Annotated in this window: 17 protein-coding genes; 7 read left to right on the top strand and 10 right to left on the bottom strand. The window is 48.4% G+C overall.

The window, feature by feature from the left end; genetic code table 11:
- Positions 1-15: 15 nt before the first annotated feature.
- The gene (locus tag ACXAGQ_RS01095) at positions 16-690 is read right to left on the bottom strand and encodes a DUF2982 domain-containing protein (RefSeq protein ID WP_475251067.1); all 675 of its coding nucleotides are present in this window, start codon (positions 688-690) and stop codon (positions 16-18) included.
- A gap of 398 nt (positions 691-1,088) precedes the next feature.
- On the opposite strand from ACXAGQ_RS01095, the gene ACXAGQ_RS01090 reads away from it, so the two are divergent.
- Entirely contained in the window at positions 1,089-1,499 is a 411-nt protein-coding gene (locus ACXAGQ_RS01090) for a MarR family transcriptional regulator (RefSeq protein ID WP_475251065.1), read from the top strand.
- A gap of 306 nt (positions 1,500-1,805) precedes the next feature.
- Positions 1,806-2,111: a hypothetical protein gene (locus tag ACXAGQ_RS01085; protein WP_475251063.1), complete on the top strand. Its 306-nt coding sequence runs from the start codon at positions 1,806-1,808 to the stop codon at positions 2,109-2,111.
- A gap of 82 nt (positions 2,112-2,193) precedes the next feature.
- Here the strand turns inward: ACXAGQ_RS01085 and ACXAGQ_RS01080 are convergent, their stop codons facing one another.
- The gene (locus tag ACXAGQ_RS01080) at positions 2,194-3,384 is read right to left on the bottom strand and encodes an amino acid aminotransferase (protein ID WP_475251061.1); all 1,191 of its coding nucleotides are present in this window, start codon (positions 3,382-3,384) and stop codon (positions 2,194-2,196) included.
- A 610-nt stretch (positions 3,385-3,994) separates the two neighbouring features.
- Between ACXAGQ_RS01080 and ACXAGQ_RS01075 the strand changes: the two genes are divergently transcribed.
- A complete protein-coding gene (locus ACXAGQ_RS01075; protein WP_475251059.1) occupies positions 3,995-5,356 on the top strand; it encodes an MFS transporter in 1,362 nt (453 codons plus the stop codon).
- A gap of 84 nt (positions 5,357-5,440) precedes the next feature.
- Here the strand turns inward: ACXAGQ_RS01075 and ACXAGQ_RS01070 are convergent, their stop codons facing one another.
- On the bottom strand, positions 5,441-6,190 hold the full coding sequence (locus ACXAGQ_RS01070; protein ID WP_475251057.1) for an enoyl-CoA hydratase-related protein: 750 nt from the start codon (positions 6,188-6,190) through the stop codon (positions 5,441-5,443).
- Positions 6,191-6,344: 154 nt separating this feature from the next.
- On the opposite strand from ACXAGQ_RS01070, the gene ACXAGQ_RS01065 reads away from it, so the two are divergent.
- The 3 genes from ACXAGQ_RS01065 (at position 6,345) to thiE (ending at position 8,081) form a co-directional block, all read left to right on the top strand.
- Positions 6,345-6,533 (top strand): hypothetical protein, encoded by a 189-nt coding sequence (locus tag ACXAGQ_RS01065; RefSeq protein WP_475251055.1) that lies wholly within the window; start codon positions 6,345-6,347, stop codon positions 6,531-6,533.
- An 84-nt stretch (positions 6,534-6,617) separates the two neighbouring features.
- Positions 6,618-7,451: a hydroxyethylthiazole kinase gene (gene thiM, locus ACXAGQ_RS01060; RefSeq protein ID WP_475251053.1), complete on the top strand. Its 834-nt coding sequence runs from the start codon at positions 6,618-6,620 to the stop codon at positions 7,449-7,451.
- Between the two features lie 9 nt (positions 7,452-7,460).
- The gene (gene thiE, locus ACXAGQ_RS01055) at positions 7,461-8,081 is read left to right on the top strand and encodes a thiamine phosphate synthase (RefSeq protein ID WP_475251051.1); all 621 of its coding nucleotides are present in this window, start codon (positions 7,461-7,463) and stop codon (positions 8,079-8,081) included.
- Here the strand turns inward: thiE and ACXAGQ_RS01050 are convergent.
- The gene (locus tag ACXAGQ_RS01050) at positions 8,078-8,296 is read right to left on the bottom strand and encodes a VF530 family protein (RefSeq protein WP_475239682.1); all 219 of its coding nucleotides are present in this window, start codon (positions 8,294-8,296) and stop codon (positions 8,078-8,080) included. The genes thiE and ACXAGQ_RS01050 overlap by 4 nt on opposite strands.
- 185 nt (positions 8,297-8,481) lie before the next feature.
- On the opposite strand from ACXAGQ_RS01050, the gene ACXAGQ_RS01045 reads away from it, so the two are divergent.
- Positions 8,482-8,952: a YehS family protein gene (locus tag ACXAGQ_RS01045; RefSeq protein WP_475251049.1), complete on the top strand. Its 471-nt coding sequence runs from the start codon at positions 8,482-8,484 to the stop codon at positions 8,950-8,952.
- A 69-nt stretch (positions 8,953-9,021) separates the two neighbouring features.
- Here ACXAGQ_RS01045 and ACXAGQ_RS01040 read toward each other — a convergent pair whose 3' ends face one another.
- From ACXAGQ_RS01040 to ACXAGQ_RS01015, 6 genes are all read right to left on the bottom strand, one after another.
- Entirely contained in the window at positions 9,022-9,600 is a 579-nt protein-coding gene (locus tag ACXAGQ_RS01040) for a hypothetical protein (protein WP_475251047.1), read from the bottom strand.
- A 298-nt stretch (positions 9,601-9,898) separates the two neighbouring features.
- Positions 9,899-10,255, bottom strand: coding sequence for a DUF2937 family protein (locus ACXAGQ_RS01035; protein WP_475251045.1), 357 nt, complete (start codon positions 10,253-10,255; stop codon positions 9,899-9,901).
- A 263-nt stretch (positions 10,256-10,518) separates the two neighbouring features.
- Positions 10,519-11,919, bottom strand: a complete 1,401-nt coding sequence (gene asnS, locus ACXAGQ_RS01030) for an asparagine--tRNA ligase (protein ID WP_475251043.1) — start codon at positions 11,917-11,919, stop codon at positions 10,519-10,521.
- A 102-nt stretch (positions 11,920-12,021) separates the two neighbouring features.
- Positions 12,022-13,641, bottom strand: a complete 1,620-nt coding sequence (locus tag ACXAGQ_RS01025; protein WP_475251041.1) for a methyl-accepting chemotaxis protein — start codon at positions 13,639-13,641, stop codon at positions 12,022-12,024.
- 234 nt (positions 13,642-13,875) lie between these two features.
- Entirely contained in the window at positions 13,876-14,484 is a 609-nt protein-coding gene (locus tag ACXAGQ_RS01020; RefSeq protein ID WP_475251040.1) for a GNAT family N-acetyltransferase, read from the bottom strand.
- Between the two features lie 81 nt (positions 14,485-14,565).
- A complete protein-coding gene (locus ACXAGQ_RS01015) occupies positions 14,566-15,402 on the bottom strand; it encodes a helix-turn-helix domain-containing protein (RefSeq protein ID WP_475251038.1) in 837 nt (278 codons plus the stop codon).
- Positions 15,403-15,444: the final 42 nt, after the last annotated feature.

Raw genomic sequence — 15,444 nt, 5'->3', positions numbered from 1 at the left:
CTAGGTGTCAGAAGATCAGCTAGCTGCGAGATAGCGCCTGGCCAAGCCGGCAAAGTCAGCGGCAGGGCGGTCGAGGAAGTCTTCCGAAATGAAAAAATCATAACCGATTAGCTCACGGTTATAGTGCATCCGGTTGGCAAGCATGGCTTGCAAGCCCTTGAGGGTTTGGCCTGACAAAGTGATGTAGTGGTGATCATCGAACATGATGTCTTCTATTTCATACGGTGGGTTGTCAATGCCCTTGTGTGCCATGATGAGCAGGATGCGCTGGTCGATAAGGATTTTAGTTGCGACGCGCGGGCAAATAGAGTCGATAAATTCCCCGTAGTCCTTGAGCCTGACCCCAACCCAAGGAACAGGCTGGTGCCAGCCGTCTTTGGCGATGCTGGCCTGGGCGATACTGTCGATGTTTTTCCAGCGGGCGAGCCATCCCCCACAATGGCTGTGGAACTGAATGTGCATGAAAGTCAGGGTGAACGATAATTCTGGCCCCTGGGAATACTTGTAGCCCACCAACATCATGATACAGGCGCCAATTAGCAAGATGGCAACCACAGGTGGTGCCACATCAGGGAAGACCAAGCCAATAAGCGTGGCAACAACGAAGCCAGCAATACCTGCAATAAACAAGTTAGCTTGGTAGGGGGTGATGCCGGTGGTGATGTACCGAGTTTTAAGACTATCGCGCATTGCCAGTACCGAGCTGATTTTATCATCTTAAGTATTGCTGAAATGGCAAAAACGATCACCCAAGATGTGAAATTATCCTAGGGAATACATCTTTAATTGCATATGGGTATTTATCCAGATGTTTGGCGAAGATGGGGAAGTTTCCCTGCATAGTTCCATAACATCTTTTTATTTCGAGCTTTTTTCTGCTGGGCGGGAATAGTCAAAAATGAGAGGTGATCGCTTATTTTTGAGTAAAATCATCTTTTGTTGAGGATGAAATAACCGTTCGCTGGCATTTCTCTGACATCCTTGGTATAACACGCGCTTACTTTTTCCCGCTGGAAGTATCGGCCTGATCTGTTTTCAGGTTGAGCAATGGTGGTGACTGAAAGTAGTGCAACGGAGTAGGAAATTTAATGAGAATCTCTCACAAACGTAAAGTTCAGCTGAAGCTGCAAAAACGCCTTAAGGGTGTGGTAGTTGAAGCAAAACCAGCAGCAGTGAAAGCTGTTGTGAAAAAAGCACCAACTGCAGAAACAGTAAAAGCTGCTCCAGCGGCGAAGCCTGTTGTTGAAGAGCAGAAGACAGTAGAAGCGGCAGCGCCAGTTGCAGCGAAAGTGTCTTTGACTCCAAAACAACAGCAAGTGCTGGATATTGTTGTTAAGAACGCTGAAGGTATCAATCCGAAAGGTATTGGTCTTGAAGCTGGCCAAGAAGACACAAAAGCGGCTTCTTGGGCGACTGGTGCGCTGAAAAAACTGACCGAAGAAGGTTTGGTTGAGCGCATCCAACTGGCAGGCAACAAGGTGCTATACAAAGCACTTTAATTCCCAGCCACGGCACGCGCTGTTTGATATGGTGTGAGCCGAGCCTGCTTGGGAATGACAGCCAGGCCCGTTCCTGAATTATTCAGGGGCGGGTATAACCCCTCCTTCTTCCCCCCATCAATTCGATTAAATTGAGCCATTTTGCAACGTTTGTAACACTGTCTCAAAACTGCGTTAAAATGCATCTCAATGATAAACGTGTTGCATTCTCCTGTCGTTATGTATCATCTCTGCTATAACTTATTATAAATAGACACCTATCAGTAACGTCTTGGTTTTCAAGATGTGTTATGTGGAGGCGAGTTTATGACAATGATAAGTGCTAGAGAGTTCGCCGACTGGTTGCGCGTTCGATTCGCGAATGAAGAGCAAGGCGTGAGTTTGACAAGGGACGACATAAACCAACTAACTGGGCGCCAGAGTTTTTCGCTTGGATTTGTCAACGACATCCATTACGAACTCATGCAGCATAGTATGGCATTTGTCACTGATACATCACGGGAGACATTCTATTTGATCCCTGTGACGAACAAACCTTGGCGCGAGCAGTTAGAGCATCAATACGAACGAGAGCTGTTCTGTAACGTGCTACCGCTGGATAAATCCGGCTAACCGATATGCTAATCTTAGGCATAAAAAAACGGGCGCATAGACGCCCGTTTGTGATCTTTCGAAAGGTGTTTCAAGCTTACGCTTACAGAACCGCTGCAATACCTTTGCACAGTGGCTGCATGTTTGCTTTGGTCATACCGGCAACGCTGATTCGGCCAGAGCCAACGATGTAGATACCAAACTCGTCTTTCAGGCGGTTAACCTGCTCTTTGTTCAAGCCAGAGAATGAGAACATACCGTTCTGGCGCTCGATAAAGCTGAAGTCAGCCTCAACACCCAGATCTTTCAGTGTCTGGACAAACAGAGTACGCATTTCCTGGATACGGTCACGCATATCGGCCACTTCAACTTCCCACTCTGCGCGAAGTGCAGCATCGTTAAGGATTTCAGTCACAATCGCAGCACCGTGGGCTGGTGGGTTAGAGTAGATCACGCGGGCGATGCTTTTCACTTGGCTAAACGCGGTTGTCGCTTCGGCGTTATTTTTAGCAACTAGGGTGAATGCACCCACACGTTCGTTGTACAGACCGAAGTTTTTCGAGAATGAGCTGGCGATAAGAAGTTCTTCACAACAGTCGGCAAAAATACGCAGGCCCTGGGCATCTTCCTCAACACCGCTAGCAAAACCTTGGTAGGCAAAGTCAAACATAGGCAGTAGCTGTTTCTCTTTACAAAGCTCAGCCAGTTGTTGCCATTGTTGTGCTTGTGGATCGATACCAGTTGGGTTGTGGCAGCAGCCGTGAAGCAATACGATGTCACCTGGTGCCGCTTTGGCAAGATCAGCAAGTGCAGCGTCAAAGTCCATGTCTTTGGTTTCTGCATCGTAGTAGCTGTACTGAACGGTTTCTAGGCCAGCAGCGGTGAACACACCGTTGTGGTTCGCCCAAGTCGGGTTGCTGATCCACACTTTTACATCACCCAGCTGGCGCTTGATAAACTCAGCAGCTAAGCGAAGCGCACCTGTACCACCCGGTGCTTGTGCGGTTTGTGCACGCTTGTCCGAGATAATTGGAGAGTCGGCGCCAAACAGCAATTGCTGAACGGCTAGGCCATATTCTGCCGTGCCAGGAATACTTAGGTAAGACTTGGTGGTCTCTTTTTCTAGCAAAATCGCTTCAGCTTTTTTTACGGTTGCTAGAACTGGGGTATTACCTGCTTCGTTTTTGTAGATACCGACACCAAGATTGATTTTCTCTGGGCGGGTGTCTTTTTTAAACTCTTCAGTTAATCCAAGAATTGGGTCGGCGGGTGCAGCAGAAATTTTCTCAAACATTGTCAATCATCCATGCTGGTAATGGTAAAGGGTCAATATGTTCTTTATACCTTTTATCGCCGGGCATTGACAAGAAATTGTAACATCTTGGCCAAATAAAATATGACAGCAGCTAATTGTTATTAGTTTTCACTAACATTTGCACAAAATGGATAAACTTCAACCAATCTTGTCTGCAAGAAAATTACAACAAAAATCATCTATATACTGGTGTTTTGTGCGCCAAATCTCACTGAAACTGTATAAATTTCATCTAAAAACGTAATTAAATTATAAAAGCTGTATGTAAGTGTAATCCTATGTGAAACTGATCACGGTTGGTAGGGGTGGGGTTGTCATAGCATTGCTTCCCGATGGAAATCGGTCAAATATGATGATCATGGCCTGAATTATCGATGTAAACATGGAAAAATCCTGTTTTCGCCGTGAATAGTTCAGGAACAGACTAATTACACCCAAGTTACCTCAAGGTGCAGGATTCAGAGGGTTGTCAGCGCATTCAATACAATGCCTTGTCTATAAGATAAATATGATCATCAGTTTTGTCCGGATGTTGTAAATCTGCTGCCGTTTCAATGTGTTTGCAGCAGGCATTATCGGGGAACACTCAATGGAAAAGCCACGCCTTACGTTTTGGCAGATATGGAATATGAGCTTCGGCTTCATGGGGATTCAGTTTGGTTTCGGGTTGCAAAATGCCAATGTCAGCCGGATCTTTGAAACCCTTGGGGCAAGCATTGATCAAATCCCTATCCTTTGGATCGCAGCACCGCTAACTGGCTTATTAGTACAGCCGATTATTGGTTACTTCAGTGACCGCACCTGGACGGTACTAGGCCGCCGTCGACCTTACTTTCTGTGCGGTGCTATCGCATCTTCGCTGGCTTTGATTATCATGCCATATTCGCCTTACCTGTGGGTGGCGGCAGGTATGCTGTGGATCCTAGATGCTTCGATTAATATCTCTATGGAGCCTTTCCGTGCGCTCGTGGCAGATAACCTACCCTCTGACCAGCGCACCCAGGGGTTTGCGGTGCAGACCTTCTTCATCGGTGTCGGCTCGGTGGTTGCATCGGCAATGCCATACTTGCTCAGTAATGTTTTCGATGTGGCCAACACTGCCCCTGCTGGGGAAGTGCCACCGTCGGTGAAAATTTCGTTCTTGTGCGGTGCATTGGTATTTGTCGCTTCTATTCTCTGGACAGTAATAAGAACCAAGGAATACTCACCGAAAGAGCTGGCGGCTTTTCACGGTGAAGTTTCTGAACCGGAAGAAGAGAAGGCTAGCCTGAAAGCGATTTTTGCGGATATCAAAGCCATGCCAAAGACCATGATGCAATTGGCAGTGGTGCAGTTCTTCTCTTGGTTCGCGCTTTTTGCGATGTGGATTTACACCACCTCTGCGGTGACGTCGCAAATATTTGGTACCACCGACACTAGTTCAGCGATGTATAACGAAGGGGCGGATTGGGTCGGTTTGTGTTTCGCCGCCTATAACGGTATTTCGGCATTGGCGGCGTTCGCCCTGCCATGGTTGGCACAGCGCACCAGCCGCAAGTTTGTCCATAGCCTGTCGTTGATTATTGGTGGCTTGAGCTTGGCGTCGATCTCCCTTATCCAGAACCCAGCCATGCTGATGGTTAATATGGTAGGGATAGGCCTGGCCTGGGCGAGTATCCTGTGTATGCCTTACGCTATCTTGGCGGGCGCACTGCCAGCGAAGAAAATGGGGTTCTATATGGGGGTGTTCAACTTCTTTATCGTCCTGCCGCAAATTCTGGCTGCTGGGATCTTGGGCTTCTTTACCCGCTGGGCTTTCGATGGCAATACCATGATGGCGATTGTATTGGGTGGTGCTTCAATGATTTTCGCAGGCTTAGTGGTTTGCATTGTGAAAGATGAAGACGAGCCGAATAAGGTCGAGTCTAACGAGAAAGGGAAGGCGGCACCTGCGCAGGCGGTGACCGTTTAACTACAGGTTTTGTTGATAAAGCTAAAGGCCAGCTTCATTTAAGCTGGCCTTTTTCGTTTTAATCAATCAAGCAGAGGCCATTATTCAGTTAAACCTGGCAGGGCGCTTTTGCAGAAAAGCACTGACGGCTTCTTTGGCCTCGTCACTTCTGATCCGTTTAATTAGCTCTACGTTTTCGTCCTCAATCGTTCTTAGTAGTCGTGCTTTGTCCTGCTGGCTGAGCATACGCTTACTGATCCGCATTGCTTTGGGAGGAAGCTGGCTGATTTGTTCGGCGCACTGAAAGGCCAGGTCGTCAGGGGTTTGGCTGATTTGATTGATAAAACCCAACGCAAGTGCTTCTTCGGCGATCATCGGCATTCCAAGCAATAGCATTTCTTTGGCTTTTCTCAGGCCGACTATCTTTGCAAACTCCGTGCTCGAGGCCATTTCCGGGCAAAGCCCTAGATGGACAAACGGCGTTTTGAAAACGGCTGAGGGTGAGCAATAAACCACATCAACAAACTGCAGCATCGTGGTGCCAATGCCAACTGCCGGGCCTGAAACCGACGCGATAATGGGTATTTCGCACTCTACCAAAGACTTCATAAAACTTTCGCCATGAAAATCAGCCATGCCTTGCGAGATAGCCACGAAATCCTGCATGTCATTACCACCACAAAAGATCTCTGGCAGGCCGCGCAGGACAATGACACGGGTGTCTGGCGACTGGCCCGCGTGGTTAATGGTGTCTGCCAGCGTATGGTACATCGCTTGATTCAGGGCGTTTTTGGCATCAGGACGGGTGAGCTGGATATCGAGTATCGGTCCATTGTGGGTAATGCAGATGTCCATGTCAGCTTTCCTTAAGTGGTAGGATGAGTTGTTTTTGTCTATTAATCATGGACAAGGAAACAGCTTATGCCAACAAAAGAGCGAAAAGTGAGATCGCTCCCCACTGTTTTTGGCTAAAGCTATAGTTACTCGCAGAGGAAAATAGGGGGGCTCTATGGTTCATTTCAGGTGGGTAATGATTTGCTGGTTGTTCGCTCTTTTGTTGGGAGGCTGCCAGTCGACAGATGAGGGCTATGACTGGTCCCCGGGAGATGACATTCAGACTAACACCAGTGGCGAGGTGGTTGCGCCCGATGCGATTGTATTGCCAGAGGAAGATATTGAGGCAATTAACAAATTATAACCTTGTTTGTGCTGTATTCAGCCCAATGGCAAGGGCAACTTGGGTATAATCTGTTGGTTGATAAATCTAATAAGGAATGCAGCCTTGAATACCACCACTGAGAACTTGATACAGCATGTTTGTGATGCTCTGGCTAAGGTGCGCGAGAGCAAGCCTTTGGTTGTTAATGTCACTAACTACGTCGTGATGAACAATACGGCTAACGCATTGCTTGCCGTTGGCTCGTCCCCAATCATGGCCCATAGCCGTGAAGAAATGGCTGAGATGATGGGCTTCGCTGGTGCGTTGGTGATCAACATCGGTACCTTGGATAGCCAGTGGTTGCCGCGCATGGTGTATGCGGTGGAGCAAGCCAATGCCAATGGCAAACCTGTGGTGCTTGATCCGGTCGGCTGCGGCGCAAGCCAACTACGTACCGAAGCCTCTCTTCAGCTGGCCAAACTGGCAGACAGCTTGATTATCCGTGGCAATGCGTCGGAAGTGATTGCATTGGCAGGAGAATCAGCACAGAGCAAGGGTGTGGATGCGTTGGATAGCAGCGATACAGCCGTTAATGCGGCCAAAGCATTGGCAGAAAACCACAATTGTACCGTCGTAATTTCTGGTGCCACAGATTATGTCGTCGATAGCCAGAGTGTGATTGCACTTGATAACGGTCATGAAATGATGCCTTTTGTCACCGGAATGGGCTGTTCCCATACGGCATTGACCGGCGCTTTTGCTGCAGTTGCCGCGGTTAGCTCAAACGGCGAAGGTGTTAGTGCAGGTGTTGCATCAACTGCTATTCTCGGGGTTGCCGGTGAATTGGCGGCGGCGAAATCGGCAGGGCCGGGTAGCTTGCAGATGAACTTGCTGGATGCCATTTATCAGCTTGATGAAGAAACGCTGAAGGCCCGCCTGAAGATAAGTGTCCGCTAGGAGCCTACCATGTACGATTATCGACTGTATTTGGTGACCGATGAGCATCAGGATATCGAGCAACTGGAATTTGTGATCCGTGAGGCGATAGCTGGTGGCGTCACCATGGTTCAATTGCGTGAAAAGCACGGTGATATCCGGGCGTTCATTCAACGGGCTGAGGCCGTAAAGCCTATGTTGCAGGCGGCAGGGATCCCACTGATCATCAATGATCGGGTCGATGTCGCCTTGGCCGTGGATGCTGACGGTGTTCACCTCGGTCAATCAGATATGCCAGCGGACATAGCCCGGCGCTTGATTGGAGAAGATAAAATCTTGGGTCTGTCGGTAGAGAACGAACAGCAGCTTGAAGCTGCCCAGTCGCTGCCGGTGGACTATCTTGGCTTGAGTGCAATTTTCCCGACACCGACTAAAACCGATACGGTTTATGCCTGGGGGCTGGATGGCCTTGCAAAGGCATCTGCATTTAGTCAGCTGCCGCTGGTCGCTATCGGGGGGATCAACGAGAGTAATATCCGTTCGGTGGTTGAAGCGGGCGCTGATGGTATCGCATTGGTATCGGCGATATGCCATGCTGGCTCTCCGAAAGACGCGAGCCAGCAGCTATTGGCGTTAATTAACGGCAATTAAAGGAAGAAGGTGTCGAGATACAATTGCTCGACTTCTTTTCTTGCCCATTCGGTACGGCGCAGGAACTTCAGGCTTGATTTAATGCTCGGATCGCTATTGAAGCAACGGATTTTGACAATTTGACCAAGCTCTTCCCAGCCGTAGTGATCGACAAGTTCTTCGACAATTCGTTGTAGGGTAAGGCCATGTAATGGGTTGTTCGGTTGGTGATCCATAGTGTGTGCTTCATTGTGTTATCTGAGGCAGCACTATACCAGCTTGGTTAGCACGAATGAATCTTCGGCGTCGAATATCTGTTAGACTATGTAGCCAAGCTCCCTCCAAACCTTTTTTGGTTGTTGGGGGTAGCCATTTCGCAGCAAGCCATTTTGGCAAGCCTGCATTGATTTTAGGATTTACTGTGCTCAATAACGATATCTTGCGACGCCTTCGCTATACCTTTGATTTTAACGATTCAGCAATGATCAATATTTTCGCTGCTGCTGAGCATGAAGTGACGCGTGAGCAAGTTAGTGATTGGTTGAAGAAAGAAGATGATCCTGCATTTACCAAGTGTACGGACCGCGAGTTGGCGATCTTCCTCAATGGTTTAATCAATGAAAAGCGTGGCAAGAAAGAAGGGCCGCAGCCAGAGCCAGAATCACGTTTGACCAATAATATGATTTTCATGAAGCTGCGTATTGCGTTGAACTACAAGGCGGAAGATATTCTGGACATCATGGAAAGCGTTGATTTCAATTTGAGCAAGCATGAGTTAAGTGCTTTTTTCAGAAAGCCAGACAACAAGCATTACCGTGAGTGCAAAGATCAGATTTTGCGCAACTTCCTGTTAGGGGTGCAGAACAAATTCCGTCCGGAAGCTTCGGAATAGTTCTAGGAATCGTTTTAAACATTCCAAAGCGAATTGAACAAAGGCTGCCCTAGGGCAGCCTTTGTTGTTTTACCCAGCAATCTCATCCAGATTGATTTCGCCTTCATGCTGGTTGAGCAGCATCTTCTGGACGTTAAAACCGCACAGCATCAAAATCAGGCACCAGTTCAAAAACGGCATTGTGCCTTTTACCATACTCTCGGCAAGTTGCGCCGGTTTCCATTGGAACGTCTCACACAGGCTGTCGATAGTGATGCCGGTAAAGGTATTGTCGCCAATTACACGCTTGAACTCTTTTTCAGTTGGCATTTCAAATGCAGTTTTGTTTTTGAAAGCGGTCGGCTTGAACGCGCGCATCACTTTCCTTGCATCGACCTCAAGCGGTTGGCCGTTATTCTGGATGTTAGGGCGACCCGCCAAGGCGCAAAGGAAACACCAGCAAGGGTAGGGAATATCAGAAACATTCTCTGGCTCTCGCTTGTAGCGAGACATCCAATCAGAGAGTTTTTTCTCTTGCAGGCCCGTTAATTTTGCAAGGGTTGCACCATCGTAGCCATACTCTTTGAGCAGGTTGATAATTTCAGCCACTTCGGAAACGAAGGGTTTTTTCCATTGGTTTGCCGGGGCTAGGGTGACATCTCTGATCATAATGGACTCATAAAGATTAGGGAGGCTTGAGAGGCTCAAGCAGATGGGCATAAGCTTATTCGAAGCGGTAGGGGAAGTCTATCTGGCAGGGGACATAGGCGACCTTTGTTTTATCGGTTGTTTCAAATGTCGCCACCTAGTTTGCTGATGGCATTGGACTGGCCGTATTTTTCTGTCGGCGGCGAAAAACAATAAAGGGTAAATAAAGGGTAAGGTTTAGTCCTAATGCCATCACAACACAGAAGGCAATGCTTTCAATATCAAGCGGAATGCCGGGTGTGAAATGGATAAGCACCCGTTAAAGCTCACTGATATTTGCTGGGTTAAACATATACAAGGTCTTATCGATAAAGTGGCCATTGGCGAGAATTTCCATGCCTTGCTGCAGTAGGTCATGTTGCTGGAGGACTTTGAGCTTTTGTTCTGCATCGACTCTAACCACGGAATTGTTTTCCTGCAGCAGCGAAGCAATCATGCTCTCTGCACTGTCAAAGCCGTGTTGCTGGGCATTGGCCTGGTAGGCGATGACCTGTTGGTTGGTCGCATCATAAAAACCGGATAAATACTGCAGGTAATTATCAGCCAGCATGGGGATTTGCAGCGTGGCAATGAGTAGCCCGCCGAATATCAGCCTATCGAGAATCCGCTTAATCATATTGCCTCCCTTCGGCACGCCGCTGAACCAACATATTGAATTACCTTGGGTATATAACAATATATAGCGTATTGGCAACAGGATATGTCTTCGCTGGGTCAAAATTACGTGGCTGGGTAAAACTACATGGAAGAGCAGAGAAGAGATGGTTAGGCGATTAGGATGCGCTACGCGGGGAGAGCCTAAAAACAAGCAGGACGAGCATGGGCTCGTCCTATGGGATAGATTTACCTATTTAAAATAGGTTAGCTTCTAATGGATAATTAGAAGTTTGCAGAGCGTGGTGCACGTGGGAATGGGATCACATCACGGATGTTTGCCATACCTGTTACGTAAGTCACTAGACGCTCGAAACCTAGACCGAAGCCAGAGTGCGGTACTGTGCCGTAACGGCGCAGGTCGCGGTACCAGCTCATGTGCTCAGGGTCGATGTTCATCTCAACCATACGCTTGTCCAGTAGCTCTAGACGCTCTTCACGCTGAGAACCACCGATGATTTCGCCGATACCCGGTGCAAGTACATCCATTGCTGCAACTGTCTTGCCATCATCGTTCATACGCATGTAGAACGCTTTGATGTCTTTCGGGTAGTTCTTAACAACAACCGGTGCTTTGAAGTGCTCTTCAGCTAGGTAGCGCTCGTGCTCAGAAGACATATCGATGCCCCACTCAACGTCGAACTCAAAGTCACGGCCTGAGTCTTTCAGGATCTGGATTGCGTCGGTGTAATCTACCTGTGCAAAGTCAGAAGAAACAAACTGCTCTAGACGCGTGATTGCATCTTTGTTGATGCGCTGAGCAAAGAACTCAAGGTCGTCACGACGCTCTTCCAGTACCGCTTTGAACACGTACTTCAGCATGTCTTCAGCAAGCTTAGCAACATCGTCAAGCTCAGCGAAGGCAACTTCAGGCTCAACCATCCAGAATTCCGCTAGGTGGCGGCTGGTGTTTGAGTTTTCAGCACGGAAAGTCGGGCCGAAAGTGTATACCTTGCTCAGGGCACAAGCGTAAGCTTCAGCGTTCAACTGACCAGATACAGTCAGGAATGTTTCTTTACCGAAGAAGTCTTTGTCGAAATCTACTTCGCCAGCATCTGTCATTGGTGTATTTACCAAATCAAGCGTTGAAACGCGGAACATTTCACCAGCACCTTCTGCATCAGAAGCAGTGATCAGCGGTGCAGACATCCAGAAGAAGCCTTGCTCGTGGTAGAAACGGTGGATAGCTTGAGACAAGCAGTTACGCACACGTGCTACTGCACCGATTACGTTGGTGCGTGGACGAAGGTGTGCCACTTCACGAAGGTATTCGATAGAGTGACGCGTTTTCGCCATCGGGTAAGTGTCAGCATCTTCAACCCAACCCACTACTTTTACTTCTGTAGCCGCTAGTTCGAAATCCTGACCTTTAGCTGGTGATTCAACAATCTTACCAGTGACCTCAACAGAGCAACCAGTTGTCAGCTTAAGCACTTCTTCCTGGTAATTATTCAACTCATTAGGGACCACGGCCTGAATCGGGTCGAAACAAGAGCCGTCATAAATGGCAAGGAAAGAGATTCCAGCTTTGGAATCACGACGTGAACGGATCCAGCCGCGAACAGTGACTTCACTGTCAACCGCTAGCTTACCGCTAAGTACGTCTGTTACAGGCGCGTAAGTCATGTGTAAATTATTCTCCGTTAAGGCACTCTAATTGTGTACTACCGGGCATTTTAGCCCAATACACAGTCCAAGGAGACCATATTACCTTTCTTACGTTTAGCATCAACCCTTGTTATTGCCTGAAAGGGTAAATTGATGCAGTAATCGCTCTAATTGTTCTGCTAAGTGTTCAAGATTTACACTAATTTCTTTCGACGCTTGCGCGTGGGTAGCGGTATCGTCTGCATGTTGGGTAATGGTACCGACTTTTGAACGGATACCATCAGCCAATGAAGCCTGGCTGGCACTTTGCTGCTGAATATCGATAGCATGGGCATTGACGACCTGGATCTCATCACCCATTGCCGATAGCGCAGCGGATAGCTCTTGGATCGTGCCCACCTTGGAGTAGGCGGTCTGGCAAGTGGTATCAATAGCATCGGCAGACGCTTCGCAGTCGTTGTGCAGGGTTTCGATAATGGTCTGTATATCACCGGTAGCTTGGTGGGTACGGGTGGCAAGGCTGCGGACTTCATCGGCAACCACGGCAAAACCACGGCCTTGCTCGCCGGCTCGCGCCGCTTCTATCGCCGCATTCAGTGCCAGCAAGTTGGTTTGCTCGGCGATGTTGCGGATCACATCGAGAATGGTACCCACCTGGAGACTCTGCTGGTTAAGGTGGTCGATTTTCAGTTTCACGTTCTCGATATCTTTGACCAGCAGCTGAATGCTTTCCCCTGCTTCAGCGGCAAGCTGCGTGCCTGCAATCGCCGATTCGGCGGCATGTTGGCTCAATGTCGCAGATTCTGTTGTGCGCTGCTCGGTGTCGTGTTGCTGGTGCTGCATGGTGTCTATGGCGCTGAACATATCGCCAGTTTCTACCCGTTGGCTATCTGCAGCCTGGGTGGTGTGGCTAGAGACTGAAATCAAGTGATTGGCCTGCTCGGTCAGTGACTCAGATGTCTGTTGCACCTGCACCAAACTACCGGAAAAGTTGTCCAGCATCTGATCGTAGCTATTGCACAGCTCTCCGATTTCATCCTGACGGCTTTCATTTAAACGTTGGCTGAGATCTTTATTTTCGCTGGTGGTGTGCATGTAATTTGACAGGCGCTTGAGCGGGCTGACAATGATCCGGCGGATCATAAATAGGGTGAAGAAAAAACCGGTCGCCGCGATAGCGGCCATGATCGAGCCCGCTGACAGTAACTGCTGGTTGACCCGCTGGTAGAGCGGAACCAAATCATATTCAAGCCGGACGACTCCCAGCACATCGTCTTCAGGCACGATATGGCATTGCAGGCAGTTGGTGCCTCGGTAGTCGGCGCTGGCTTTCATCGGCAAGGCGACCAATAGTTTTTGGCCGGTTTCGGTCTTAATGGTCTCGGCGACGGTTTCGCCTGCTAACGCTCGTTGGTCAAAGCTGTCAACGGGGGCCTGGTTATCTAATCCGGGGCCGAAAACCTGGGTAATGCCAGCGCCGCGGATCACCCGGACATTTTCAATACCACTGTGGGAGAGCACCTTTTCTCGCAAGGTTTCCTTTTGGCTCATGGTGCCCGTCAGCATCATCATATTGAGGCTGTCAAAGTAATTGCCTGCTTTGTCGAGAGTTTGTTCGGTGATCACTGATTCCAGCAACTTTTTTTGTTGCCCGGCTTCATAGATCAGGCTGCTGACCAGCACGATACTGAAGACAGAAAAGAGGGTGAGCAGCAGTTTGTTGGCAATTGTAAGGCGCATCTTCCATGATCTCTTATTTTTATTGTGGTCATTGTAATGTGTTTGAAATGTTAAGAGATGGCTGAGTGGGATGGGTGTGATGTTGAGCAAATATTCTAGCCAAAAAGGTTGGCTGATTGTGATCTATGCAGGGTGTAGGGTGTTGTAATCACATGCTATTTCATGAGCTGTTCGCAGGTTTATTCCAGTTTGCTCCCAGGTTGGCCAAGCTGCGCCTGGCCTTGTGGTGTTACATTATTGTTGGTTGAAGTACCTGGCGAATGTCATGCCATAGTAGACTTTGTCATCAAAACCATTAGCGAGTTTATAATAATCTTTCTGGCGTCCTTCGAACTGGTAGCCGCATTTCTCCAATGTCTTATAAGAACCCGTGTTTCCGCCATAGCAATCGGCACTGATTTTATGGGCGCCTAGCTGCTGGAAACCTAAATCAGTCATTAGTTGGCAAGCCTGAGTTGCAATCCCTTGGCCCCAGGCGCGGACAGGAAGTTGATAACCTACTTCATAATTCCCTTCACAGAACATCACCTGAGTGACGGCGGCCATCCCCATGTACTGGCCTTTTGGGTCACGGATAACAAAAGTTGGGCTATCAGGCCAAGCGCCGTTTTCAATTGCCTCTTGGGTGTTGTCAATAATTGGGCCGAAGAACCCTTGGTATAGACTTTCGTCAGCAGGGGCAAAGAACAGGTACTGGTTGACCCTGTCGTCGTCAAACATGGTGATGATGTCATTGAGATCAGACGGCTGAATAAGGCGGATAGTCAGTGAGTCGTGGAAGGCGATGGCCTCGCCTTGTTTTAATGCTGAATATAACGCTAGATTTGTTGTTGAATTAGTCATAGTTACCTCGTTATCTGGCATCTATTTTAAACAAGCTAACTGACTGGCGATTGGACTTTTGCGACAAAATAAGCAGAAGCCTTATTCAAAATCGCCATAGATGTCGATAGTTAGGTCTCGGTTTTGCAGGTAACAGGAAGGGGTACGCTTAAGCTGTTGCTTGAGCTGCCTGATTAAATGAGATTGGTCGCTGAAACCAAATTGTTGGGAAAATGCTGTCCAATCAACCTCTTTATCTTGCTGGTAGAGAGCTAGGATCATCAGTTCCAACCTGATCAATAATTGATACTTTTTGATACTCAGCCCAGTGACCTGACGAAAACTGCGTTCCAGCGTGCGTCTCGAACAGGCACATAAATCGGCCAGCTGATTGATATTGATGTTGTCCGCCGGAGATTCAGATTGATTGGTCTCCATCGCCGCAATGGCTTTCTGTGCGACGGTGAAGGACTTATCCATTTGGCTCGGCAAGTCTAGCTTTTCAATTTGTTGTTGAATGCGGCCAACGAGGTTTTGTTTGGAATCGCATTGCCAAAGCTGGAGTTGAAAATGGTTGTCAAAGAGCGGGCTTAGCCACGTAAACCAGCCGCACTGATTGATCAGCGCTTGGTTGGACTTGCTGAGCAAGTAGAGCCCTTCAGGGCGAAAAGTGATCCCTATGCGTTTAAGTGGTGCCGTATCTACAAGTGTAAGCAACCGGTCGCTCGCAGTGAGCAAATGGCTGCCTTTCCCCACTAATTGTTCATCACCACTTTGATAGCAGTAAACTTGCTGTGGTGGAGTAAACAGCAGATGTGCTCGCGGGTTGGGAATGAGCTGAGGCAGCTGCGCGATAGTATCACTCGCTTCAACTTCCAGATACCAGATCTGGTGAATGAGCCATTCATAGCCTTCAAGCGGTTGTTTCCAAGTGATCATTTTTTACCTGCCTAGCACGGGTACTTTTGTCTGCGTTGTTAT

This window comes from Photobacterium sp. ABD4_091, from assembly GCF_056160145.1.
The sequence above is the reverse complement of the archived record's forward strand: the minus strand, read 5'-3'. Positions and strand labels throughout refer to the sequence as shown.